This is a genomic window from Nitratireductor alexandrii (assembly GCF_004000215.1).
In the GTDB taxonomy this organism is placed as follows: Bacteria; Pseudomonadota; Alphaproteobacteria; order Rhizobiales; family Rhizobiaceae; genus Mangrovimarina; species Mangrovimarina alexandrii.
Map to the genome: position 1 here is coordinate 87,211 of NZ_RBVY01000004.1, position 22,340 is coordinate 109,550.

The following is a 22,340-nucleotide window of genomic DNA, read 5'->3' on the forward strand; positions in this document are numbered from 1 at the left end:
GGGGCGGCTTTCGGCATCATGGTGTCTAAGACAGACGCAGCGTTTCGCCCGCCGCGAAACCGGCGCCGGACGGTCAGCGGCGCGAGAGCTGGAACGAGTTCTTTTCGGCGGTGCGCAGCTCGATCTTGGCCCGCTGAGCTTCCTCGTAGAATTTGAACGCGGTGGCGATCAGCATGGCAATGGTCATCGCTGCGGCAAGCAAGGTGATCAGCATGGTATCGTCTCCTTCGTCCTTAACAACGAACCAAAGCGGGTTTGGTTTCATCCGTCTGTGCGCTATCTTACACAGGCCCGTTTGAATGCCGGCTGATCGTTGCGTTCATATTCGGTTCATGTTGGGGTGAGGCGGCCTTGATCGGCGTCCTCCCAGCCGATTGCCTTTGCCAACCAACGGACTTAAAAGCCTGCATCCATGACCCAGCACGTCGCCATCTACGCCGGTTCCTTCGACCCCCTGACCAACGGGCATCTCGACGTGCTCAAGGGCGCCTTGTCGATCGTCGACCGCGTCATCGTCGCCATCGGCATCCAGCCGGGCAAGAAGCCGGTGTTTTCCTTCGACGAGCGCCTGAAACTGATCCACAAGGTCGCGGCCAGCGAATTCGACGGCGACAGCGCGCGCATCGAGGTGGTGTCGTTCGACCGGCTGCTGGTCGACGCCGCGCGCCGCCACGGCGCCACGATCATGATCCGCGGCCTGCGCGACGGCACCGATCTCGACTATGAAATGCAGATGGCGGGCATGAACGAGACCATGGCGCCGGAACTGCAGACCGTGTTCATTCCCGCCAGCCCGTCGGTGCGCACCATTACCGCCACACTCGTGCGCCAGATTGCCTCCATGGGCGGCGACATCAGCGCGTTCGTGCCGGACGTGGTGAAGGCGGCCCTGGACGAAAAATTCCCCCGTTGAAGGAACATCTTATGCTGCGAACGATCTTTTCTCGCACGCTGGCCGCAGCTCTGCTGGTCGGCGGACTTGCCTCCGGCGCCATGGCGGCCGAGCCGGAAAACACCATGATCATCACGCTCAAGGACGGCGACGTGACCATCGCGCTCAAGCCCGAGATGGCGCCCAAGCATGTCGAGCAGATCAAGGCGCTGGTGCGCGAGGGCGCCTATGACAACGTCGCCTTCCACCGCGTCATCGACGGTTTCATGGCCCAGACCGGCGATGTCGAGTTCGGCGACATGAAGGACGGGTTCGACGCCGCCCGCGCCGGCACCGGCGGTTCGGCGCGCAGCGACCTGCCGGCCGAATTCTCCGACGCCAATTTCGTGCGCGGCACGGTCGGCATGGCGCGCGCCCGCGATCCGAACTCCGCCAATTCGCAGTTTTTCATCATGTTCGCGCCGGCCCCCAATCTCGACGGCGCCTATACGATCGTCGGCGAGGTCGAGGACGGCATGGACAAGGTCGACGCCATCAAACGCGGCGACCCGGCGCAGAACGGCGTGGTGGCTAAGCCCGACCGGATGCTGAAGGTTCGCATAGCCGCCGACGGCGAGTGATCGCGGCGACAATAACCAAGGAAAGGACGACTTATGGCCGAGATCAAGGATCCGGAAAACACCATCGTGATGGAGACCACCCAGGGGCAGGTGGTGATCGAGCTTTTGCCCGACCTGGCGCCCGGCCATGTCGGCCGCATCAAGGAGCTGACGCGCGAGGGCGCCTATGACGGCGTCGTCTTCCACCGCGTCATCGACGGTTTCATGGCCCAGACCGGCGACGTGCGCTACGGCAAGTCGGGCGGCGCGTCCTTCGACCCGTCGCGCGCCGGCATGGGCGGCTCCGACAAGCCGGACCTGAAGGCGGAGTTCTCCAACGCCAACCATGGCCGCGGCGCCTGCTCGATGGCCCGCTCGCAGAACCCGAACTCGGCCAATTCGCAGTTCTTCGTCTGCTTCGGCGACGCCTCGTTCCTGAACCGGCAATATACGGTCTGGGGCCAGGTCATCGAGGGCATGGACAATGTCGACAAGATCAAGCGCGGCGAGCCGGTGCAGGATCCCGACAAGATCGTGTCGATGAAGGTCGCGGCGGACGCGTGATGAAGACCGGCGCCGCCGCCCTCGCGCTCCTTGCCGCCGCGACGGCCATGCCGGCCGTGGCCAGCGGCGGGATCGCGTGCACGGGCGACGGCGTTGCGGTCGATCTGTCGGTCGGCCGGCTCGCGGTGATCTCGGTGCTGCGGGCCACGGTCCGGATCGGCGACACGGTCTGGTCGACCGATCCCGAAATCGTGCCCGGCACGCCGATCGCCGTCGGCCAGGCGTTCGAGGACGAAAGCCGCCTGCTGGTCGACTTTACCGACGAGGCGGTCAACGCGATCGTTGGCCGCCTGCGAGTGTTTTCCCTGACGGAGGGCGACGGTTACGCCGCCGGAGGCGTGTTCTCGTTCAAGGACGAGGGCGTCTTCGTCGTCGACTGTTCCGAACGCGGATGAAGGTCGATCAGTTCGATTTCGCGCTGCCCGAAGAGCGCATCGCCTTGCGGCCGGCCGAGCCGCGCGACACGGCCCGCATGCTGGTGGTGCGGCCCGGCGCCGGGCTCGACGACCGCGGCGTCGGCGACCTGCCGACCTTCCTGAAGCCGGGCGACGTCGTCGTCTTCAACGACACCAAGGTGATCCCGGCCAGGCTGTCGGGCATCCGTCGCCGCGGCGACGCCCAGGCGCATATCGAGGCGACGCTGCATAGGCGGGTCGGACCCGATCGCTGGAAGGCGTTCCTGAAGCCGGCCAAGCGCGTCGAGGCGGGCGAGCGCATCCAGTTCGGCCATGACGGGGCGGTGTGCCTGACCGGCAGTCTCGACGCCACCGTCGCCGAAAAGGGGCGGGGCGGCGAGGTCCTTTTGGCCTTCGACCTGTCCGGACCTGTGCTCGACGAGGCCCTGGAGGCGGTCGGCCACATTCCGCTGCCGCCCTATATCGCCGCGCGCCGGCCCGACGACGCCCGCGACCGGCACGACTACCAGACGATTTTCGCGCGCGAGGAGGGGGCCGTTGCCGCCCCGACGGCGGGGCTGCATTTCACCCCGGCGCTCTTGTCGGCGCTCGACGCGGCCGGCGCGGAACGGCACTGCGTGACGCTGCATGTCGGCGCGGGCACGTTCCTGCCGGTCAAGACCGACGACACCGACGACCACGTGATGCACGAGGAGTGGGGGTCGATCTCGGCCGAGACGGCGGCAGCGCTCAACCAGGCGCGGGCGCGCGGCGGCCGGATCGTGGCGGTCGGCACCACCACGCTCAGGCTTCTGGAAAGCGCGGCCGGTGCCGACGGGCGTTTCGCCGAATGGGCGGGCACGACCGACATCTTCATCACCCCGGGCTACCGCTTCCGCGCCGTGGACGTGCTGATGACCAATTTCCACCTGCCGCGCTCGACGCTGGTCATGCTGGTGTCGGCCTTTTCGGGCGTGGAAACGATCCGCGACGCCTATCGCCACGCCATCGAGAGCGGCTATCGGTTCTATTCCTACGGCGATGCGTGCCTGTTGTTCCGGGCGCGCGCAGAATGATCCACTACTGCGGCGCATTCCAAGACGCCTGCCTTTCAGCCGGTTGAAGATCGCGATGACGCAAAGCTTTCGATTTTCCCTGCTCGCCACCGACGGCGCGGCGCGACGCGGCGAAATTTCCACGCCGCGCGGCACGATCCGCACGCCCGCCTTCATGCCGGTCGGCACCGCCGGCACGGTCAAGGCGATGTATATGGACCAGGTGCGCGCGCTCGGCGCCGACATTATCCTGGGCAACACCTATCATCTGATGCTGCGCCCGGGCGCCGAGCGCGTCGCCAGGCTCGGCGGACTGCACGCATTCGCCCGCTGGCCGCATCCGATCCTGACCGATTCGGGCGGCTTCCAGGTGATGTCGCTGGCGCAATTGCGCAAACTTTCCGAAAAGGGCGTCACCTTCAAGTCGCATATCGACGGCGCGGTGCACGAGATGTCGCCGGAGCGCTCGATCGAGATCCAGGGCCTGCTCGGCTCCGACATCCAGATGCAGCTCGACGAATGCGTGGCGCTGCCGGCCGAACGGGACGTGATCGAACGGTCGATGGAATTGTCGCTGCGCTGGGCGGAACGCTGCAAGACGGCCTTCGGCGACCAGCCCGGCCGGGCGATGTTCGGCATCGTGCAGGGCGGCGACGACGAGGCGCTGCGCGTGCGCTCGGCCGAGGCGCTGACCGCGCTCGACCTGAAGGGCTATGCCGTGGGCGGGCTGGCGGTCGGCGAGCCGCAGCCGGTGATGCTGGCCATGCTCGACGCGGTGTGCCCGGCGCTGCCGCACCAAAAGCCGCGTTACCTGATGGGCGTCGGCACGCCCGACGACATCGTCAAATCGGTGCAGCGCGGCATCGACATGTTCGACTGCGTCATGCCGACCCGCGCCGGGCGCCACGGGCTCGCCTATACCCGGCACGGCAAGATCAATCTGCGCAATGCCCGCCATGCCGAGGATCCGCGCCCGCTCGACGCCGAAAGCGACTGTCCGGCCGCGCGCGACTATTCCCGCGCCTATCTGCACCACCTGGTCAAGGCGGGCGAGGCGCTGGGCGGCATGCTCCTGACCTGGAACAACCTGTCCTACTACCAGACGCTGATGCAGGGTCTGCGCGACGCGATCGAGGCCGGCCGGCTTGCCGACCACGCCGCCGGGCTGGCCGAAGGCTGGGCGCGGGGCGACCTGGCGCCGGTGTGAACCGCCGCCGGCCGGCCTGCGTAGGAAGAGGAGACGCCCAGGGCGTCGCCCGCCGCCGCGCGGGAAACCCTTATCCTTCGAGGTTCTCTTGGCCGACCATCTCGTTGCCTATGGTGTCGCGCTCGTACTGTTCCTGATCGCCGACGGGCTGTGGCTCGGCATCGTCGGCCCGCGCGTCTACCGCCCCCGCATCGGCGCGATCCTGCGCGACAGCCCGCTTGTGGCGCCGGCGACGGTGTTTTACCTGCTCTACGTCGCCGGGCTGGTCTATTTCGCCGTTGCCGGCAACCTTGCCGGCGGCACGGTCCTCGCCGGCGCCCGCGACGGGGCGCTGTTCGGTTTTTCCTGCTATCTCACCTTCAACGCCACCAGTCTTGCCCTCATTCGCGGCTACGACCGGGCGATCGCCGTCCTGGACACGGGCTGGGGCGCCGTCCTCGGCGCGCTGGTCGCCGGCGCGACGCTGGCGATCCTCAACGCGGCCGGTTTCGCGTGAGCCGGCCGGGCCTCAGGTGCTGAGCGCGTTCGAGGCCCGCAGGCTGCAGCCGGAAATGCGAAAGACGCCGTCCGCCTGCAGTTCGAGCGTGTAGACGGCGACATAGTTGCGCCCGTCGGGGCCGACCAAATGGACCTTTTGCAGGATCGTGGTCCGATCGAGTTTCTTCGCGGCGCCGAAGGCATAGCTTTGCGGCTGCCGCACGGGCGCGTAGCCGCGTTCGACCATGGTCATGAAGGCGCCGACCGTGGGATAGAGTTTCTTGATCGTCGGAGAGGCATGGCTGTAGGCGGCCGCGCCGTCATCTGCCAGAAACGCCTGCAACTGCTTGTCGATCGTCGACTGGGCGGCCTGGATCTCGGCCTCGCCGGCAAGCGCCGGACCGGCGCCAAAAAGGGTCAGGATGAGGGCGATTACGCGATAGTCGGGCATTGTTTCGCTCCGGGCTTGGGCCGTCCGGGCGGCGGTGGCGAACCGGGCGGCCGTCTTGGCTATAAAACCATATACGGTTTCAGGCCGTTTGCGGTTTCACGGCGCCGGCGGCCGGGCTGTGACCCGTGCGACCCCGACATATCGACCGCTGGAAAAGACCGGTTGCCGCGTTTGCCCGGCAGCGACGGGAAAGGCTTTTTCCCGCCCTGCGCTTGATTTCGTCCGGCGAACCCTTTGTTATGCAAGCCACAGGGGAATTGTTGCGTGGTTGCATTCGATGAAATGCGGCCCGACGGCACCACGGTCCGCGGGCCATATGCGAACTACAATGACTGGCTGAAAGCGCAGGACGCGGCGCGTCTGGCGGAAAAGGCGAGCGACGCCGAACAGGTCTTTCGAAAAACCGGCATCACCTTCGCCGTTTACGGCGAGGCCGAGGCGGCCGAGCGGCTGATCCCGTTCGACATCGTTCCGCGCATCATTTCGGGCGCCGAGTGGCGCCGCCTGACCCAGGGCATCGAGCAGCGCGTGATGGCGCTGAACGCCTTTCTCGACGACATCTACCACCGCCAGGAAATCCTGCGCGCCGGGCGCGTGCCCAAGGAGCTGATCGCCAACAACGAGGCGTTTCAGCCCGAAATGATCGGCGTGCGCCCGCCGGCCGGCGTCTACACCCACATAATCGGCGTCGACATCGTCAGGACGGGCGAGAACGAGTTCTTCGTGCTGGAGGACAATGCGCGCACGCCGTCGGGCGTGTCCTACATGCTGGAAAACCGCGAGACGATGATGCAGCTCTTTCCCGAGCTGTTCCAGTCGATCAGCGTGCGGCCGGTGGAAAACTATCCGCACTTGCTGCGCCAGTCGCTGGCGCGCGTCAGGCCGCAGGGCTGCCGCAAGGACACGCCGCGCGTGGCGGTGCTGACGCCGGGCATCTACAACTCGGCCTATTTCGAGCATGCTTTTCTGGCCGACCAGATGGGGGTCGAGCTGGTCGAGGGCTCCGATTTGAGGGTCGTCGACGGCCGGGTCGCCATGCGCACCACCGAGGGCTACAAAGAAATCGACGTGCTCTACCGCCGTGTCGACGACGCCTTCCTCGACCCCTTGACCTTCAGGCCCGATTCCGCGCTCGGCGTGGCCGGCATCATGGACGTCTACCGCGCCGGCAACATCACCATCGCCAACGCGCCCGGCACCGGCATCGCCGACGACAAGGCGATCTATTCCTACATGCCCGAGATCATCGAGTTCTACACCGGCCGCAAGCCGCTTCTGGGCAATATTCCGACCTGGCGCTGCTCGGAAAAAGACAGTCTCGCCTATGTGCTGGACCATCTCGACGAGCTGGTGGTCAAGGAGGTGCACGGCTCCGGCGGCTACGGCATGCTGGTCGGGCCGGCGGCCTCGAAAAAGGAGCGCGAGGCGTTCGCCAAAAAACTCGTCGCCAGGCCGGGCAACTATATCGCCCAGCCGACCCTGTCGCTGTCGACCTGCCCGGTCCTGACCGGAGCCGGCCTGGCGCCGCGCCATGTCGACCTGCGCCCGTTCGTGCTGGTCTCCGACAGGATCCAGATCGTGCCCGGCGGGCTGACGCGGGTGGCGCTGAAGGAGGGCTCGCTGGTGGTCAACTCCTCCCAGGGCGGCGGCACCAAGGACACCTGGGTGCTCGATGATTGAGGCGCGAAAGGGCTGCTGCCATGCTGCTCGGTAGAACCGCCAACGGGCTCTACTGGATGAACCGCTATATCGAGCGGGCCGAAAACATGGCCCGGCTCGTCGATGCCGGCCTGCGCCTGTCGCTGACGCGCACCACCACGCCGGCCGAGGAATGGGCCTCGGTGATCGTCAGCGCAGGCCTGCAGGCGGATTTCCAGGCCCGTCACACCGAATCCACCGTGGAAACCGTGTCGGAATTCCTGCTGCGCGACCTGACCAACCCGTCGAGCGTGATGGCGTCGATCGAGACGGCGCGCAACAATGGCCGCATGGTGCGCACCGCGCTGACGCGCGAGACCTGGGAAAGCCTCAACGAGGCCTGGATGGCGATGAAACGCATGCTGGCGCGGCCGGTCGACGCGCGCGAGCTGCCCAAGGTGCTGGGCGCCATCAAGCGCGAGACGGCGCTGATCCGCGGCGCCTTCTACGGCACCATGCTGCGCAACGAGATTTTCGATTTCGCCCAGATCGGCACGTTCGTGGAGCGCGCCGACAACACCGCCCGCATCATCGACGTGAAATATTACGTGCTGTTGCCGTCGCTGTCCTGGGTCGGCTCGACGCTCGACAATTACCAGTGGGAATCGATCCTGCGCTCGGTGGCGGCGCATCGCTCCTATGGCTGGGTCTACGAGGGCGAATACAAACCCAGCAACATCGCCGATTTCCTGATCCTCAACAGCCGCATGCCGCGATCGCTGGCGTTCTGCTACCGCAACATCGCCGAAAGCCTGAACTATCTGGCGGCCGAATACGGCGCCCGCCATGCCTGCCACGACATCGTCGAGACCACGCTCGGCAAGATCAAGGGCAACACGATCGAGCGCATCTTCGATATCGGGCTGCACGAGTTTTTGTCCGACTTCATCGTCGAGAACAACCGGCTGGGCAACGAGATCGCCCGCGACTACCGGTTCTACTGAACAGGGGCGGGCCGAATGCGTCTGAAAATCAGCCACCACACCGAATATCGCTACGATACGCCGGTGGGCTACGCGCTGCAGCGGCTGCGGCTGATCCCCAAGCAGGGGCCGGTGCAGACCGTGCACGGCTGGGACCTGTCGATCGAAGGCGCGCGCGAGGAGGTGCGTTTCCGCGACCAGTTCGCCAACGACACCGTGCTGATCAGCGCCGAGGGCGGCCAGCACGCCATCACCGTTGAAGCGCGCGGCGAGGTCGAGACCAAGGACACGGCCGGCGTGGTCGGCGAACATCGCGGCTTCGCGCCGCTATGGCTGTTTCGCCGCGAAACGGCGCTGACCAAGGCCGGGCCCGGCGTGGCGCGCCTCGTCGAGCAGATGGGCGCGGCCTCCGATGTGGAGCGCCTGCACGCGCTGATGGCCGCGATCGCCGACACCGTCGCCTACCAGACCGGGACCACCGACGCCGAAACGCCGGCCGAAGAGGCGATCAAGCGCGGCACCGGGGTGTGCCAGGACCATGCGCATATCTTCGTGTCGGCGGCGCGCCGCACCGGCTTTCCGGCCCGTTATGTCAGCGGCTACCTGCATATGGACGGCACCGACGTGCAGGCGGCCAGCCACGCCTGGGCCGAGGTCCATGTCAACGGCCTGGGCTGGGTGGGCTTCGACCCGGCAAACCGCGTCTCGCCCGACGCGCGCTACGTGCGCGTGGCCACCGGCCTCGACTATCGCGATGCCTGCCCGGTTTCCGGCATCCGGCACGGCAGCGGCGAAGAACTGCTTGCGGTTCGTGTCACTGTCGAGCAGTAATCGCAGCGCATCGATTTTTCCGGGCGGATTCTCCCCATGACCTATTGCGTCGCCCTCAGCATGGATTGCGGGCTAGCCTTCATGTCCGACACGCGCACCAATGCCGGCGTCGACAGCATCTCCACCTTCAAAAAAATGTTTTCCTGGACGAAGCCGGGCGAGCGGGTGATCGTCCTGCTGGCGGCCGGCAATCTGGCGACCACCCAGTCGGTCGTCAGCCTGCTCGACGAGCGCGCCAAGGCGCCGCACGACCGTTCGCCCTCGCTTCTGGAAACGCCGTCCATGTACCAGACCGCGCGCGTGGTCGGCGATCTGCTGAAGGAGGTCATCACCGGCTCCGCGCCGGCCGGCCAGAGCCAGGACGCGTTCGGCGCCTCCTTCATCCTCGGCGGCCAGATCCGCGGCACCGAACCGCGGCTGTTCATGATCTATCCCGAGGGCAATTTCGTCGAAGCCGGCGCCGACACGCCGTTTTTTCAGATCGGCGAGATCAAATACGGCAAGCCGATCCTGGTGCGCGCCTTCGACGCCGGCATGAGTTTCGCCGAGGCCGCCAAGCTGTTGCTGGTTTCGTTCGATTCCACCGTGAAATCCAACCTGTCGGTGGGATTGCCGCTCGACATGCAGTTCTACGAGCGCGACAGTTTCGCCCTCGGCAAGCAAATCCGCGTCACCGCAGACGATGCCTATTATCGCAGGATTTCAGACGGCTGGTCGGACGCGCTGAAGACGGCCTTTCGCCAATTGCCCGACTTCCCGCTCTAGGCGCGGGCGGCAGCGGCCAAAAATCCCTTGCAATCGGCTGACTTTCGTTTTTCTTTATTCGAAAGGAAAACGAAAGAGACGAAACGCCGATGTATCTGACCCCGCGCCACACCGCCATCATCGACCGGGCCAAGCAGGACGGGCGGGTCACCGTGGAGGAGCTGGCGGCGGAATTCGGCGTCACGCCGCAGACGATCCGCAAGGATCTCAACGATCTGTGCGATCAGCGCCATCTCACCCGCATCCACGGCGGCGCGCTCTACCCGTCGGGCATCGAGAACATGCAATACGAGGCGCGGCGCAAGATCGCGGCCGACGAGAAGGCGGCGATCGGCCGGGCTGCCGCGCGCCTGATCCCCGACAGCGCCTCGCTGTTCATCAATATCGGCACCACGACGGAGGCGGTGTCGCGGGCGCTGCTCGATCACAACGGATTGATGGTCATCACCAATAATATCAACGTTGCCAACAGGATGCGGGTCTATCCCTCGATCGAGGTGGTGATTGCCGGCGGCGTCGTGCGCGGCTCGGACGGCGGCATTGTCGGCGAGGCGGCGGTCGATTTCATCCGCCAGTTCAAGGTCGACTATGCGGTGATCGGCACGTCGGCGATCGATCAGGACGGCGCGCTGCTGGATTTCGACTTTCGCGAGGTCAAGGTCGCGCAGGCGATCATCGCCAATGCGCGCCACGTCATCCTGGTCGCCGATTCGACCAAGTTCGAGCGCACCGCGCCGGTGCGCATCGGCCATCTGTCGCAGGTCGACACCTTCATCACCGACCAGTGCGGCTTCAAGGCGATCCGCGCCATCTGCGCCGAAGCCGAGGTGCGGCTGATCGAGTCGGGCCAATAGCGGCACGCTGACGGCAACTTTCGTTTGACACGCGCTTTTATTTCGATTTAGTTCTTTTTAACGCTTTCGTCTCGCGTCTATGTTGCATTGCGAAAGCCGGGAGGATTTCTTGAGCGACGACCGGCTCTACGACATCGCCGTCATCGGCGGCGGCATCAATGGCTGCGGCATCGCCCGCGACGCGGCCGGGCGCGGCTATTCGGTGTTCCTGGCCGAAATGAACGATCTCGCCAGCGGCACCTCGTCGTGGTCGACCAAGCTCATCCATGGCGGCCTGCGTTATCTGGAGTTTTACGAGTTCCGGCTGGTGCGCGAGGCGCTGATGGAACGCGAGGTGCTGTGGCGGCTGGCGCCGCACATCATCTGGCCGATGCGTTTCGTGCTGCCGCACCACAAGGGCCTGCGCCCGGCCTGGCTGCTGCGGCTCGGCCTGTTTTTGTACGACCACATCGGCGGGCGCAGATTGCTGCCGGCGACCAGGACGCTCGACATGCGCCAAGACGCGGCCGGCAAGCCGCTGAAGCCGCTGTTCTCGCGCGCCTTCGAATATTCCGACTGCTGGGTCAACGACGCCCGGTTCGTGGTGCTCAACGCCCGCGACGCGGCCGATCGCGGCGCCGACATCCGCACCCGCACCAAGATCGTGCGCGCCGCCCGCGACGGCGCGGTCTGGCGCATCGAGGCCCAGGATCGCGACACCGGCTTCAAGCAGACGCTGCGCGCGCGCATGCTCGTCAACGCGGCCGGGCCCTGGGTCGACGAGGTGCTGGCGGGCGCGCTCGGCAAGAACGGCGTCGCCAATGTGCGGCTCGTCCAGGGCAGCCACATCGTCATCAAGCGCAAATTCGACGATCCGCGCGCCTATTTCTTCCAGAACCGCGACGGCCGCATCATCTTCGCCATCCCCTACGAGGAGGATTTCACGCTGATCGGCACCACCGACCGCGATTATGACGGCGAACCCGGCAAGGCGGCGATCAGCGACGAGGAAATCGACTATCTGTGCGCGGCGGCCAGCGAATATTTCGCCGAGCCGGTTCGCCGCGCCGACATCGTGTGGACCTATTCGGGCGTGCGCCCGCTCTACGACGACGGCGCCTCCAAGGCCCAGGAGGCGACCCGCGACTACGTGCTGAAGGGCGAGGGCGGCGACGGCCAGGCGCCGCTGGAGAATATTTTCGGCGGCAAGATCACCACCTATCGCCGGCTCGCCGAGGCGATGCTGGAGCGGATCGGCGAGCGGATCGGCAAGAAGGGCGCGCCGTGGACGGCCGACGCAAAGCTGCCCGGCGGGGATTTTCCGGTCACGGGGTTTGCCGAGGAGGTCGAGCGGCTGCGCGCGGATTACGGCTTTCTGGAAGCCGCGCACGCGCGCCGCCTGGTGCGTCTTTACGGCACGCGCGCGCGTGCCATACTCGGCGCCGCGCGCACGCAGGCCGATCTGGGCCGCTGTTTCGGGGCGGACCTTTACGAGTGCGAAGTGCGCTACCTGATGGAAAACGAATGGGCGTTCAGCGCCGAGGACGTGCTGTGGCGCCGGACCAAGCGGGGGCTGCGGCTGTCGGGCGAGGAGGCGGCCGCGCTGGAGGCGTTCATGCACGAGGCCGGCGGCCGGGCCGGCAGTGCGGCCGCGGGCTAGGCTGGAGCGGACGGATGCTTGAACTGAGGAACGTGTCCAAGATCGTCGGCGGCGACACGCATATTCGCGACGTGTCGCTGGCGATCGAGCGCGGCACGCTCAACGTGCTGCTCGGCCCCACGCTCGCCGGCAAGACGACGCTGATGCGGCTGATGGCCGGGCTCGACGTGCCGACCGCCGGCAGCGTGTGGTTCGACGGCGCCGACGTGACCGGGGTCGCGGTGCAAAAGCGCAACGTCGCCATGGTCTACCAGCAATTCATCAACTATCCGGCGATGACGGTCTACGAAAACATCGCCTCGCCGCTGAGGGTGGCCGGCGCCGCCGCCGACCGGATCGACAAGGAGGTGCGCCGCGCGGCCGAGCTGTTGCGTCTGTCGCCCTATCTCGACCGCACCCCGCTCAATTTGTCGGGCGGGCAGCAGCAGCGCACCGCGCTGGCGCGCGCGATGGTCAAGAATGCCGGCCTGGTGCTGCTCGACGAGCCGCTCGCCAACCTGGACTACAAGCTGCGCGAGGAACTGCGCGACGAACTGCCGAAGATTTTTGCCGAATCCGGCGCGATCTTCGTCTACGCCACCACCGAGCCGCACGAGGCGCTGCTTCTGGGCGGCAACACCGCCACGCTGTCGCAGGGCCGGGTGACGCAGTTCGGCCCGACGATCGAGGTGTTCCGCAACCCGGTCGACCTGGTCACCGCGCAAACCTTTTCCGATCCGCCGCTCAACACGATCGACGTGGTCAAGACGGGCGCCGCCTTCGAACTCGGCGACGGCGTGCGCCTGAAAGCCGTCGACGGGTTTGCAGCACTCGCCGACGGCGCCTATCGCGCCGGTTTCCGTCCCCACCATCTGACGCTGGAAAGCCCGTCGCCGGAGGCCGGCGAACTGACGGCGACGGTGACGGTGACCGAACTCACCGGCTCGGAAAGCTTCGTGCATCTGGATTTCGCCGGCCAGAGCTGGGTGATGCTGGCGCCCGGCATTCATGATTTCGAGGTCGGCAGCCAGATCAGGGCGTTCATCGACACGCGCCACGTGATGATCTTCGACGCGCACGGCCGCACGGTGGCCGGCGTCGACACAGGGGCGGGGCGGGGAGGACACGATGGCCAGGATTGAACTCGACCATATCCGCCACTCCTATCTCGCCCAGCCGGCGAGCGACGACGACTACGCGCTGAAGGAAGTGCACCACGTCTTCAAGGATGGCGGCGCCTACGCGCTGCTCGGCCCGTCGGGCTGCGGCAAGACGACCTTGCTCAACATCATCTCCGGGCTGCTGCACGCCTCCGAAGGCCGGCTTCTGTTCGACGGCGAGGACGTCTCGCACTACCCGACCGAAGCGCGCAACATCGCCCAGGTGTTCCAGTTCCCGGTCGTCTACGACACGATGACGGTCTACGACAATCTCGCCTTTCCGCTGCGCAATCGCGGCGTCGGCGAGGCCGAGGTCGAGCGCAAGGTGCGCGAGACGCTCGACATGATCGACCTGAACGACTGGGCCCACCGCAAGGCCCAGGGCATGACCGCCGACCAGAAGCAGAAAATCTCGCTCGGCCGCGGCCTGGTGCGCTCCGACGTCAACGCCATCCTGTTCGACGAGCCGCTGACGGTGATCGACCCGCATATGAAATGGGTGCTGCGCTCGCAGCTCAAGCTGCTGCACAAGCGGTTCGGCCACACCATGGTCTATGTCACGCACGACCAGACCGAGGCGCTGACCTTCGCCGATTCCGTGGTGGTGATGTATGAGGGCGAGATCGTCCAGATCGGCACGCCGGCCGATCTGTTCAAGCGGCCCAGGCACACCTTCGTCGGCTATTTCATCGGCTCGCCGGGCATGAACGTGATGCCGGTCTCGGTGGCCGGCCGCCAGGCGCGCTTCGGCGACGAAACCATCGAGCTGCCCGGCATCCCGAAAACGCCGATGGGCGGGGCGATCGAGCTCGGGGTGCGGCCCGAATTCGTCCGCATCGGCCGCCAGGGCATGCCGGCGACGATCCAGAAGGTCGAGGATATCGGCCGCCAGAAGATCGTGCGCGCCGTGGTCGACGGCCACGCGTTGGCGGCGGTTCTGCCGGAGGACGGCGAGATTCCGGCCGAGCCGCGCGTCAGCTTCGCGCCCGAGGGCATCAACATCTATGCCGGCTCCTGGCGCGTCGACTACGACAACGCGGCCGAGGGAGAAACGGCATGAACAAGCCCTGGAACAACAAGGCCTGGTTCCTGGTGCTGCCGGTGCTGGCGCTGGTGGCGTTTTCTGCCGCGATCCCGCTGATGACGGTGGTCAATTATTCGGTCCAGGACACGTTCGGCGGCAACCAGTTCTTCTGGGCGGGCACGGAATGGTTCGAGGAAATATTGTCGTCGGACCGGTTCTGGGCCGCGATGGGCCGCAATCTGGTGTTTTCGGCGATCATTTTGGCCATCGAGGTGCCGCTCGGTATCCTGATCGCGCTCAACATGCCGCGCCGGGGCTGGGGCGTGTCGGTGTGCCTGGTGCTGATGGCGTTGCCGCTGCTCATCCCCTGGAACGTGGTCGGCACGATCTGGCAGGTCTTCGGCCGCATCGATATCGGCCTTCTCGGCCGGGCCACCTGGGCGCTGGGCATCGACTACAATTACGTCAACGACCCGTTCGACGCCTGGATCACGGTGATCGTGATGGATGTGTGGCACTGGACCAGCCTGGTGGTGCTGCTGTGTTATGCCGGCCTGGTCTCCATTCCCGACGCCTATTACCAGGCCGCGCGCATCGACGGCGCCTCGCGCTGGGCGGTGTTCCGCTATATCCAATTGCCGAAGATGAAGCGGGTTTTGACCATCGCCATCCTGCTGCGCTTCATGGATTCCTTCATGATCTACACCGAGCCGTTCGTCGTCACCGGCGGCGGGCCGGGCAATTCGACGACGTTTTTGTCGATCGACCTGGTCAAGATGGCGATCGGTCAGTTCGACCTCGGACCGGCGGCGGCGATGTCGCTGATCTACTTCCTGATCATCCTGCTTTTGTCGTGGGTGTTCTACACCGTCATGACCAATTACGACGCGGAGAAGTGAGATGGCCGCGACCGACAACACGATGACCGCAAGCCGCGCCCCGGCCGCGGCCGCGCGCATCCGCCGGCGCGGCGAGCGCGCGCGCTTCGCCTGGCTGGTGCCCACGCTCTACATCGTCTTTTTGATGCTGCCGATCTACTGGCTCGCCAATATGAGCTTCAAGACCAACCAGGAAATCCTCGGCGCGTTCTCGCTGTGGCCGCAGGAGCCGACGCTGCGCAACTACGCCGTGATCTTCACCGATCCGTCCTGGTATTCGGGCTACATCAACTCGATCATCTACGTGGTCTTGAACACGGTGATCTCGGTCACCGTGGCGCTGCCGGCGGCCTATGCGTTCTCGCGCTACCGCTTCCTCGGCGACAAGCACCTGTTCTTCTGGCTTTTGACCAACCGCATGGCGCCGCCGGCGGTGTTCGCGCTGCCGTTCTTCCAGCTCTATTCGGCCTTCGGCCTGATCGACACCCATATCGCGGTGGCCATCGCGCACTGCCTGTTCAACGTGCCGCTGGCGGTGTGGATCCTGGAGGGTTTCATGTCCGGCGTGCCCAAGGAGATCGACGAGACCGCCTATATTGACGGCTATTCGTTCCCGCGCTTCTTCGTCAGGATCTTCATGCCGCTGATCGCCTCGGGCATCGGCGTGGCGGCCTTCTTCTGCTTCATGTTTTCGTGGGTCGAGCTGCTGATCGCGCGCACGCTGACGACCACCGACGCCAAGCCGATCGCCGCGACCATGACGCGCACCGTGTCGGCCTCCGGGCTCGACTGGGGCGTGCTGGCGGCCGCCGGCGTGCTGACCATCATCCCGGGCGCGCTCGTGATCTGGTTCGTGCGCAACTATATCGCCAAGGGCTTCGCCCTGGGGAGGGTGTGATGGAGCGCACGCGCAACTGGAAACTGCCGCTGGCCGGCGTGCTCGCCGCCTATGCCGCGACCGCCTGGCTGCTGGCCAACCGGCTGCCGGTCAAGGACGGCGCGATCGACTGGCAGGCGTCGCTGTTTCCCGGCTCGTGGATGGCGTGGTCGTTTCCGACCGCCTTGTTCTTCCTGAGCATCTTTCTGTTTCTGGCGCTGATGGCGATCTGGGAATATGCGCGCCCCGGCGGCCATCCGCGCGTCGGCATCCTGCGCTTCGAGACGACGCGCGGGGACCGGCTGTTCGTTTCGCTGCTCGGCAGCGCCTTCATCCATCTCGCTTGGCTGGGTCTTGTCGGACCCGGCCTGTGGTGGGCTCTCGCCCTGTCGGCGGTCTACGCGATCGGCGTATTCCGTTTCGTCTAGGGCGGGGAACTGACCGGCCGGGCGCAAGGCCCGCGTTCGGATTTCATCGGTAACCTTGGGAGGAATTGATGAGACGCCATTTGATGACATCGACCGCGGCGCTGGCGCTGCTTTTGACGGCGGGGCCGGCTTTCGCCGACATGGAGGCCGCCAAGGCCTTCCTCGACGCCGAGATCGGCGACATGTCGTCGCTCGACCGGGCCGGGCAGGAAGCCGAGATGCAGTGGTTCATCGACGCGGCCGAGCCGCTGGCCGGCATGGAGATCAAGGTGGTGTCGGAGACGATCACCACGCATGAATACGAATCCAAGGTGCTGGCGCCCGCCTTCACCGCCATCACCGGCATCAAGGTCACGCACGACCTGATCGGCGAGGGCGACGTGGTGGAGAAGCTGCAGACGCAGATGCAGTCGGGCGAGAACATCTATGACGGCTACATCAACGATTCCGACCTGATCGGCACCCATTGGCGCTACCAGCAGGCGCGCAATCTGAGCGACTGGATGGAAAACGAGGGCAAGGACGTCACCAACCCGAACCTCGACATCGACGACTTCATCGGCAAATCGTTCACCACCGCGCCGGACGGCAAGCTTTACCAGCTTCCCGATCAGCAGTTCGCGAACCTCTACTGGTTCCGCTACGACTGGTTCAACGACGAGAAGAACCAGGCCGATTTCAAGGAGAAATACGGCTACGATCTCGGCGTGCCGGTCAACTGGTCGGCCTATGAGGACATCGCCGAGTTCTTCACCGGCCGCGAGATCGACGGCAAGAAGGTCTACGGCCATATGGACTATGGCAAGAAGGACCCGTCGCTGGGCTGGCGGTTCACCGATGCGTGGCTGTCGATGGCCGGCAACGGCGACAAGGGCATCCCCAACGGGCTGCCGGTCGACGAATGGGGCATCAAGGTCGACGAGAATTCGCGTCCGGTCGGCTCGTGCGTGGCCCGCGGCGGCGACACCAACGGCCCGGCCGCCGTCTACGCCATCCAAAAATATCTCGACTGGATGGAGGCCTACGCCCCGGCCGCCGCGCAAGGCATGACCTTCTCGGAGTCCGGTCCGGTGCCGGCCCAGGGCGAGATCGCCCAGCAGATGTTCATGTACACCGCCTTCACCGCCGACATGGTCAAGGACGGGCTGCCGGTGGTCAACGAGGACGGCACGCCGAAATGGCGCTTCGCCCCGTCGCCGCACGGCGTCTACTGGAAGGACGGCATGAAGCTCGGCTATCAGGACGCCGGTTCCTGGACGCTGATGAAGTCGACGCCCGACGACCGCGCCAAGGCGGCCTGGCTCTACGCCCAGTTCGTGACCTCGAAGACCGTCGACGTGAAGAAGAGCCATGTCGGCCTGACCTTCATCCGCCAGTCCACGCTCGATCATGAGAGCTTCACCGACCGCGCGCCCAAGCTCGGCGGCCTGATCGAGTTCTACCGCTCGCCGGCGCGGCTGCAATGGTCGCCGACCGGCACCAACGTGCCCGACTATCCCAAGCTGGCGCAGCTTTGGTGGCAGGCGATCGGCGATGCCTCGTCGGGCGCCAAATCGGCCCAGGAGGCGATGGATTCGCTGTGCGCGGAGCAGGAGCGGGTTCTGGAACGCCTGGAGCGGGCCGGCGTGCAGGGCGAGTTCGGCCCCAAGCTCGCCGAGGAGCACGATCTCGAGTACTGGAACAAGGACGCGGTCGAAAAGGGCAACCTGGCGCCGCAGCTCAAGGTCGAGAACGAGAAGGAACAGCCGCAGACCGTCAATTACGACGATCTGGTCAAGAGCTGGCAGTAAGTCCGGTCCAGCCGGCGGACGGGGGCGGCATGGCCGCCCCCGTTCCTGTCCCGCGCCGGGCGACCCGGCAGGGGCTGCGTCCTTCAACCCGCATATGATACGACCGTCCCATGAGCAGACATATTCTCGCCATCGACCAGGGCACCACCTCCTCGCGCGCCATCGTCTTCGACGCCGACATGAAGATCGTCGCGATCGGCCAGGAGGAGTTCGCCCAGCATTATCCGGCGTCGGGCTGGGTCGAGCACGACCCCGAGGACATCTGGGCGACCGTGGTGTCCACGGTGAAGACGGCGCTGGAAAAGGCCGGGCTCGCGGCCGGCGACATCGCCGCGATCGGCATCACCAACCAGCGCGAGACCGTGGTGGTGTGGGACAAGGCGACCGGGGAACCGATCCACAACGCGATCGTGTGGCAGGACCGGCGCACGGCGCCGCTATGCGCGCGGCTGAAGAAGAAGCGGCTGGAGCCGACATTCACCCAAAAGACCGGGCTGCTGCTCGATCCCTATTTTTCGGGCACCAAGATCGCCTGGCTGCTCGACAAGGTGAAGGGCGCGCGCGCCCGCGCCGAGCGCGGCGAGCTTCTGGCCGGCACGATCGACAGTTTCCTGATCTGGCGGCTGACCGGCGGCACCGTGCACGCCACCGACGCCACCAACGCCTCGCGCACGCTGGTCTACAACATCGCCGACAATCGCTGGGACGACGAGCTGCTCGAAATTCTGGGCATTCCCGTCGCCATGCTGCCGACCGTCAAAAACTGCGCCGACGATTTCGGCGCGACGCGCAAGGATTTGTTCGGCGCCGAAATCCCGATCCGCGGCGTGGCCGGCGACCAGCAGGCGGCGACGATCGGCCAGGCCTGTTTCGAGCCGGGCATGATGAAGTCGACCTACGGCACCGGCTGTTTCGCGCTGCTCAACACCGGCGCCGACATGGTGCGCTCGAAGAACCGGCTCCTGACCACCATCGCCTACCGGCTCGACGGCCGTACCACCTATGCGCTGGAGGGCTCGATCTTCATCGCCGGCGCGGCCGTGCAATGGCTGCGCGACGGGCTAAAAATCATCGACAAGGCGGAGGAGACCGGAAAACTCGCCGCGCAGGCCGACCCGACCCAGCACGTCTATGTGGTGCCCGCCTTTGTCGGGCTCGGCGCGCCGCACTGGGACGCCGACGCGCGCGGGGCGATTTTCGGCCTGACGCGCAATTCGGGACCGGCGGAACTGGCGCGCGCGGTGCTGGAATCGGTCGCCTACCAGACCCGCGACCTTTTGCAGGCGATGCGCAAGGACTGGAAGGCGGGCGCCTCGCAGACCGTGCTGCGGGTCGACGGCGGCATGGTCGCCTCCGACTGGACGATGCAGTGCCTGGCCGACATTCTCGACGCGGCCGTCGACCGGCCGCAGATCCTGGAAACCACCGCGCTCGGGGCGGCGTGGCTGGCCGGCTCGCAGGCCGGCGCGTGGCCGAACGCGCAGGCCTTCGCCGCCAGTTGGGCGCTCGACCGCCGTTTCGAGCCGCGCATGGAGGCGGCCGAACGCAAGCGCAAGATCCGCGGCTGGACGGACGCGGTCAAACGCACGCTGTCGCGCTAGGGGCAGGGCCCCCGACCCTCGGCCCGCGCGCGGCGCAGCCGTCACAATTGCTGTTTCGGAACAAGCCCGAGGCGATCTTTTCCGCTACCAAAGGCAAAACCCCGCCATCGCCGCAAGCGGCTTGACATGCCGCGTCCCGAACCTACCCTTTGGGGATCGGAGGATGGAGCAGATGCGGATTGGCATGTCGGCTGCGGCGGTTTCGGCCCTGGCCTCGTTTTTCGCACTCGCCGGGCCCGGCCTGGCGGCGGACCTGGTGGTCGCCGAACCCAACTGGCCGTCCGGGCGGGCCACCGCCCATATCGTGTCGGCGGCGATCGAGCGCGAGTTCGGCCTCGATGTCGAGACTCGCGAACTCGGCACGCTGACGGCGTTTGCCGGGCTGGATTCGGGCGAGGTCGACATTCACCCCGAAGTCTGGCGCCCCAATCTGGACGATCTGATCAAGCGCTACGCCGCCGATCGCGGCAGCGTGACGGTGAGCCTTTTCGGCGTGCCGGCCTGGCAGGGCCTGTGCGCCACGCCCGATGCGGCGGCGGCCGGCCTGCGCGACGTCAAAGATCTGAGCGACCCCGAAAAGACCGCGATCCTCGATACCGACGGCGACGGGCAGGGCGAGATGTGGGTCGGCGCGGCGACCTGGTCGTCGACCGGCATCGAGAAGGTACGCGCCAACAGCTACGGCTATGCCAAGAACCTGACGCTGGTCGAGGCCGAGGAGGATGTCGGCATGGCCGCCGTCGACGCCGCGGTCGCGACAGCACGGCCGATGGTGTTTGCCTGCTACGCGCCGCATCACGTCTTCAAGCTGCACGATATCGTGCGGCTGAGCGAGCCGGATTTCGACCGGACGAAATGGAACATCGTCTCGCCGGCCGAGGACCCGCTGTGGATTTCCAAATCGAGCGCGCCGGTCGCCTGGAACATCGCCCATTTCCACATCGCCTACGCCACGGCGCTGGCAACGGAGCGGCCCGAGATCGCCGCGTTTCTGGAAAAGATCGATTTCACGCCGGCCGAGATCACGGCGATGACCTATGCGCTGCAGGTCGACCGCGTCGAACCGCAGGCGCTGGCCGCGCAGTGGATCGGCGCGCATGAGCAGCGGGTGAAGGGATGGGCCAAACCATGAGCGTGAGCAGAACCTTGTCCCGGCGCCCGGTGGCGGTGGCGCTGCTGGCGGCCGCGCTCGGGCTGGCCAGCGTGGCCGTGGTCGCCGCGCAGACCCAGATCTTCGATCCCATCACCCGCAAATGGATCGATTACGACCGCAAGAAGGCGCATAAATATTATGCCGCGCACAAGCAGGTGCCGGAAGCCTTCCGGCGCCAGGTGGTGAAGTTCCGTACCGCCGAGAGGCCGGGCACCATCATCATCGACGGCAACCAGCATTTTCTCTATCTGGTCCAGCCCGGCCACCAGGCGATCCGCTACGGGATCGGCGTCGGCCGCGAGGGGTTCGGCTGGGCGGGCATCGTCAAGATCGGGCGCACGGCGGAATGGCCGACCTGGACGCCGCCGGCCGAGATGGTGGCGCGCGACCCGAACGCGGCCAAATGGGCCGGCGGCATGCCCGGTGGACCGAACAATCCGCTCGGCGCGCGCGCGCTCTATCTCTACGAGGGCGGCCGCGACACGATCTACCGCATTCACGGCACGCCGGAACCGTGGACGATCGGCCTCGACGTGTCGTCGGGCTGCATCCGCATGAACAATGACGACATCGTCCATCTGCACGAACGGATCGAAGTCGGCGCCAAGGTGATCGTGCTGATGCAGGGGGCCGCGCTCTACAAGGGCGTGTGAGGCCGGGTTCGCGAGACGGGTCGTGCCGTGCGGACCCGACACGGCGGAGCGCCATGCAGAAGGCGGCCGCAAGGCAGACAGGCAAAACAGGCCGCGAGAGGGGACAATGCAGCACACAGCAAGATCGGGCCGGGCGAGGTCGGTGTCGGCGGCGCTGGCGACAGCCGCCCTGGCGGTTGCGCTTTCGGCATGCGCGACCAGCGATCCCGAACCCGACCAGCGCGCGCGCACCACGCTCAACACCGCACCGGCCGATTTGCAGTTGCTGTGCGCGGGGGCGGCCGCCGAGGCCACCGGCGCGCCGGGCGACAAGGTGTTGCCAGTCTCCTCGCGCCAGCTCGATTCGCAGAATTATCAGGTCGAGGTCGACGCCAACGGCCAGCGCACGAGCTGCATCGTCGACAGCGACGGCAACGTGAAATCCGTGCAGCCGGTGTGATCGGCGCC

At 66.3% G+C, this 22,340-nt stretch carries 25 protein-coding genes; 23 read left to right on the forward strand and 2 right to left on the reverse strand.

Features of this window, described 5'->3' with window-relative positions:
* Positions 1-73: 73 nt before the first annotated feature.
* Positions 74-214, reverse strand: a complete 141-nt coding sequence (locus EP380_RS23565; RefSeq protein WP_164749818.1) for a hypothetical protein — start codon at positions 212-214, stop codon at positions 74-76.
* A 198-nt stretch (positions 215-412) separates the two neighbouring features.
* Here EP380_RS23565 and coaD point away from each other — a divergent pair, with 198 nt between their 5' ends.
* The 7 genes from coaD (at position 413) to EP380_RS09930 (ending at position 5,208) form a co-directional block, all read left to right on the forward strand.
* The gene (coaD, locus tag EP380_RS09900; RefSeq protein ID WP_127598340.1) at positions 413-913 is read left to right on the forward strand and encodes a pantetheine-phosphate adenylyltransferase; all 501 of its coding nucleotides are present in this window, start codon (positions 413-415) and stop codon (positions 911-913) included.
* Between the two features lie 11 nt (positions 914-924).
* Positions 925-1,512: a peptidylprolyl isomerase gene (locus EP380_RS09905; protein WP_127598343.1), complete on the forward strand. Its 588-nt coding sequence runs from the start codon at positions 925-927 to the stop codon at positions 1,510-1,512.
* Between the two features lie 33 nt (positions 1,513-1,545).
* The gene (locus EP380_RS09910; RefSeq protein ID WP_127598345.1) at positions 1,546-2,055 is read left to right on the forward strand and encodes a peptidylprolyl isomerase; all 510 of its coding nucleotides are present in this window, start codon (positions 1,546-1,548) and stop codon (positions 2,053-2,055) included.
* Positions 2,055-2,450: a hypothetical protein gene (locus tag EP380_RS09915; RefSeq protein WP_127598347.1), complete on the forward strand. Its 396-nt coding sequence runs from the start codon at positions 2,055-2,057 to the stop codon at positions 2,448-2,450. Before EP380_RS09910 ends, EP380_RS09915 begins: the two co-directional genes overlap by 1 nt.
* Positions 2,447-3,526, forward strand: coding sequence for a tRNA preQ1(34) S-adenosylmethionine ribosyltransferase-isomerase QueA (gene queA, locus EP380_RS09920; RefSeq protein ID WP_127598349.1), 1,080 nt, complete (start codon positions 2,447-2,449; stop codon positions 3,524-3,526). The genes EP380_RS09915 and queA overlap by 4 nt, the downstream gene beginning before the upstream one ends.
* A gap of 55 nt (positions 3,527-3,581) precedes the next feature.
* Complete coding sequence (gene tgt, locus EP380_RS09925) at positions 3,582-4,712, forward strand: tRNA guanosine(34) transglycosylase Tgt (RefSeq protein ID WP_127598351.1); 1,131 nt, start codon at positions 3,582-3,584, stop codon at positions 4,710-4,712.
* Positions 4,713-4,800: 88 nt separating this feature from the next.
* Positions 4,801-5,208: a DUF2177 family protein gene (locus EP380_RS09930; RefSeq protein ID WP_164749819.1), complete on the forward strand. Its 408-nt coding sequence runs from the start codon at positions 4,801-4,803 to the stop codon at positions 5,206-5,208.
* 12 nt (positions 5,209-5,220) lie between these two features.
* Here EP380_RS09930 and EP380_RS09935 read toward each other — a convergent pair whose 3' ends face one another.
* Positions 5,221-5,640, reverse strand: coding sequence for a DUF4864 domain-containing protein (locus EP380_RS09935; RefSeq protein ID WP_127598355.1), 420 nt, complete (start codon positions 5,638-5,640; stop codon positions 5,221-5,223).
* 264 nt (positions 5,641-5,904) lie between these two features.
* Between EP380_RS09935 and EP380_RS09940 the strand changes: the two genes are divergently transcribed.
* The 16 genes from EP380_RS09940 (at position 5,905) to EP380_RS10015 (ending at position 22,332) form a co-directional block, all read left to right on the forward strand.
* A complete protein-coding gene (locus tag EP380_RS09940; RefSeq protein ID WP_164749820.1) occupies positions 5,905-7,320 on the forward strand; it encodes a circularly permuted type 2 ATP-grasp protein in 1,416 nt (471 codons plus the stop codon).
* Positions 7,321-7,340: 20 nt separating this feature from the next.
* Positions 7,341-8,282, forward strand: coding sequence for an alpha-E domain-containing protein (locus EP380_RS09945; RefSeq protein ID WP_127598357.1), 942 nt, complete (start codon positions 7,341-7,343; stop codon positions 8,280-8,282).
* A 15-nt stretch (positions 8,283-8,297) separates the two neighbouring features.
* A complete protein-coding gene (locus EP380_RS09950) occupies positions 8,298-9,092 on the forward strand; it encodes a transglutaminase family protein (protein ID WP_127598359.1) in 795 nt (264 codons plus the stop codon).
* Positions 9,093-9,128: 36 nt separating this feature from the next.
* On the forward strand, positions 9,129-9,857 hold the full coding sequence (locus EP380_RS09955; protein WP_127598361.1) for a proteasome-type protease: 729 nt from the start codon (positions 9,129-9,131) through the stop codon (positions 9,855-9,857).
* Positions 9,858-9,946: 89 nt separating this feature from the next.
* Complete coding sequence (locus EP380_RS09960) at positions 9,947-10,711, forward strand: DeoR/GlpR family DNA-binding transcription regulator (protein ID WP_106569566.1); 765 nt, start codon at positions 9,947-9,949, stop codon at positions 10,709-10,711.
* Positions 10,712-10,820: 109 nt separating this feature from the next.
* On the forward strand, positions 10,821-12,350 hold the full coding sequence (glpD, locus tag EP380_RS09965) for a glycerol-3-phosphate dehydrogenase (protein ID WP_238719815.1): 1,530 nt from the start codon (positions 10,821-10,823) through the stop codon (positions 12,348-12,350).
* Between the two features lie 14 nt (positions 12,351-12,364).
* Positions 12,365-13,471: an ABC transporter ATP-binding protein gene (locus tag EP380_RS09970; protein ID WP_127598365.1), complete on the forward strand. Its 1,107-nt coding sequence runs from the start codon at positions 12,365-12,367 to the stop codon at positions 13,469-13,471.
* Positions 13,458-14,549, forward strand: a complete 1,092-nt coding sequence (locus EP380_RS09975) for an ABC transporter ATP-binding protein (protein ID WP_106569563.1) — start codon at positions 13,458-13,460, stop codon at positions 14,547-14,549. The genes EP380_RS09970 and EP380_RS09975 overlap by 14 nt, the downstream gene beginning before the upstream one ends.
* A complete protein-coding gene (locus tag EP380_RS09980; protein ID WP_106569562.1) occupies positions 14,546-15,412 on the forward strand; it encodes a carbohydrate ABC transporter permease in 867 nt (288 codons plus the stop codon). The genes EP380_RS09975 and EP380_RS09980 overlap by 4 nt, the downstream gene beginning before the upstream one ends.
* Position 15,413: 1 nt before the next feature.
* The gene (locus tag EP380_RS09985) at positions 15,414-16,289 is read left to right on the forward strand and encodes a carbohydrate ABC transporter permease (RefSeq protein ID WP_164749821.1); all 876 of its coding nucleotides are present in this window, start codon (positions 15,414-15,416) and stop codon (positions 16,287-16,289) included.
* 140 nt (positions 16,290-16,429) lie between these two features.
* Entirely contained in the window at positions 16,430-16,696 is a 267-nt protein-coding gene (locus EP380_RS09990; protein WP_338036300.1) for a DUF2160 domain-containing protein, read from the forward strand.
* A gap of 68 nt (positions 16,697-16,764) precedes the next feature.
* A complete protein-coding gene (locus EP380_RS09995) occupies positions 16,765-18,486 on the forward strand; it encodes an ABC transporter substrate-binding protein (protein ID WP_127598368.1) in 1,722 nt (573 codons plus the stop codon).
* A 110-nt stretch (positions 18,487-18,596) separates the two neighbouring features.
* Positions 18,597-20,087 carry a glycerol kinase GlpK gene (gene glpK, locus EP380_RS10000; protein ID WP_127598370.1) on the forward strand — a complete coding sequence of 497 codons (1,491 nt, stop codon included), beginning with the start codon at positions 18,597-18,599 and terminating at the stop codon, positions 20,085-20,087.
* A 172-nt stretch (positions 20,088-20,259) separates the two neighbouring features.
* The gene (locus tag EP380_RS10005) at positions 20,260-21,219 is read left to right on the forward strand and encodes an ABC transporter substrate-binding protein (protein WP_420845858.1); all 960 of its coding nucleotides are present in this window, start codon (positions 20,260-20,262) and stop codon (positions 21,217-21,219) included.
* A complete protein-coding gene (locus tag EP380_RS10010; protein ID WP_420845852.1) occupies positions 21,216-21,893 on the forward strand; it encodes a L,D-transpeptidase in 678 nt (225 codons plus the stop codon). Before EP380_RS10005 ends, EP380_RS10010 begins: the two co-directional genes overlap by 4 nt.
* Positions 21,894-21,999: 106 nt before the next feature.
* Positions 22,000-22,332, forward strand: a complete 333-nt coding sequence (locus tag EP380_RS10015; RefSeq protein WP_106569557.1) for a hypothetical protein — start codon at positions 22,000-22,002, stop codon at positions 22,330-22,332.
* The last annotated feature ends 8 nt before the right edge of the window (positions 22,333-22,340 follow it).

Bases quoted from the DNA above. Each gene is read 5' to 3' on its own strand.
- EP380_RS23565 (WP_164749818.1), bottom strand. From the start codon at position 214: ATGCTGATCACCTTGCTTGCCGCAGCGATGACCATTGCCATGCTGATC.
- coaD (WP_127598340.1), top strand. From the start codon at position 413: ATGACCCAGCACGTCGCCATCTACGCCGGTTCCTTCGACCCCCTGACC.
- EP380_RS09905 (WP_127598343.1), top strand. From the start codon at position 925: ATGCTGCGAACGATCTTTTCTCGCACGCTGGCCGCAGCTCTGCTGGTC.
- EP380_RS09910 (WP_127598345.1), top strand. From the start codon at position 1,546: ATGGCCGAGATCAAGGATCCGGAAAACACCATCGTGATGGAGACCACC.
- EP380_RS09915 (WP_127598347.1), top strand. From the start codon at position 2,055: ATGAAGACCGGCGCCGCCGCCCTCGCGCTCCTTGCCGCCGCGACGGCC.
- queA (WP_127598349.1), top strand. From the start codon at position 2,447: ATGAAGGTCGATCAGTTCGATTTCGCGCTGCCCGAAGAGCGCATCGCC.
- tgt (WP_127598351.1), top strand. From the start codon at position 3,582: ATGACGCAAAGCTTTCGATTTTCCCTGCTCGCCACCGACGGCGCGGCG.
- EP380_RS09935 (WP_127598355.1), bottom strand. From the start codon at position 5,640: ATGCCCGACTATCGCGTAATCGCCCTCATCCTGACCCTTTTTGGCGCC.
- EP380_RS09945 (WP_127598357.1), top strand. From the start codon at position 7,341: ATGCTGCTCGGTAGAACCGCCAACGGGCTCTACTGGATGAACCGCTAT.
- EP380_RS09950 (WP_127598359.1), top strand. From the start codon at position 8,298: ATGCGTCTGAAAATCAGCCACCACACCGAATATCGCTACGATACGCCG.
- EP380_RS09955 (WP_127598361.1), top strand. From the start codon at position 9,129: ATGACCTATTGCGTCGCCCTCAGCATGGATTGCGGGCTAGCCTTCATG.
- EP380_RS09960 (WP_106569566.1), top strand. From the start codon at position 9,947: ATGTATCTGACCCCGCGCCACACCGCCATCATCGACCGGGCCAAGCAG.
- EP380_RS09970 (WP_127598365.1), top strand. From the start codon at position 12,365: ATGCTTGAACTGAGGAACGTGTCCAAGATCGTCGGCGGCGACACGCAT.
- EP380_RS09975 (WP_106569563.1), top strand. From the start codon at position 13,458: ATGGCCAGGATTGAACTCGACCATATCCGCCACTCCTATCTCGCCCAG.
- EP380_RS09980 (WP_106569562.1), top strand. From the start codon at position 14,546: ATGAACAAGCCCTGGAACAACAAGGCCTGGTTCCTGGTGCTGCCGGTG.
- EP380_RS09985 (WP_164749821.1), top strand. From the start codon at position 15,414: ATGGCCGCGACCGACAACACGATGACCGCAAGCCGCGCCCCGGCCGCG.
- EP380_RS09990 (WP_338036300.1), top strand. From the start codon at position 16,430: ATGGCGTGGTCGTTTCCGACCGCCTTGTTCTTCCTGAGCATCTTTCTG.
- EP380_RS09995 (WP_127598368.1), top strand. From the start codon at position 16,765: ATGAGACGCCATTTGATGACATCGACCGCGGCGCTGGCGCTGCTTTTG.
- glpK (WP_127598370.1), top strand. From the start codon at position 18,597: ATGAGCAGACATATTCTCGCCATCGACCAGGGCACCACCTCCTCGCGC.
- EP380_RS10005 (WP_420845858.1), top strand. From the start codon at position 20,260: ATGCGGATTGGCATGTCGGCTGCGGCGGTTTCGGCCCTGGCCTCGTTT.
- EP380_RS10010 (WP_420845852.1), top strand. From the start codon at position 21,216: ATGAGCGTGAGCAGAACCTTGTCCCGGCGCCCGGTGGCGGTGGCGCTG.
- EP380_RS10015 (WP_106569557.1), top strand. From the start codon at position 22,000: ATGCAGCACACAGCAAGATCGGGCCGGGCGAGGTCGGTGTCGGCGGCG.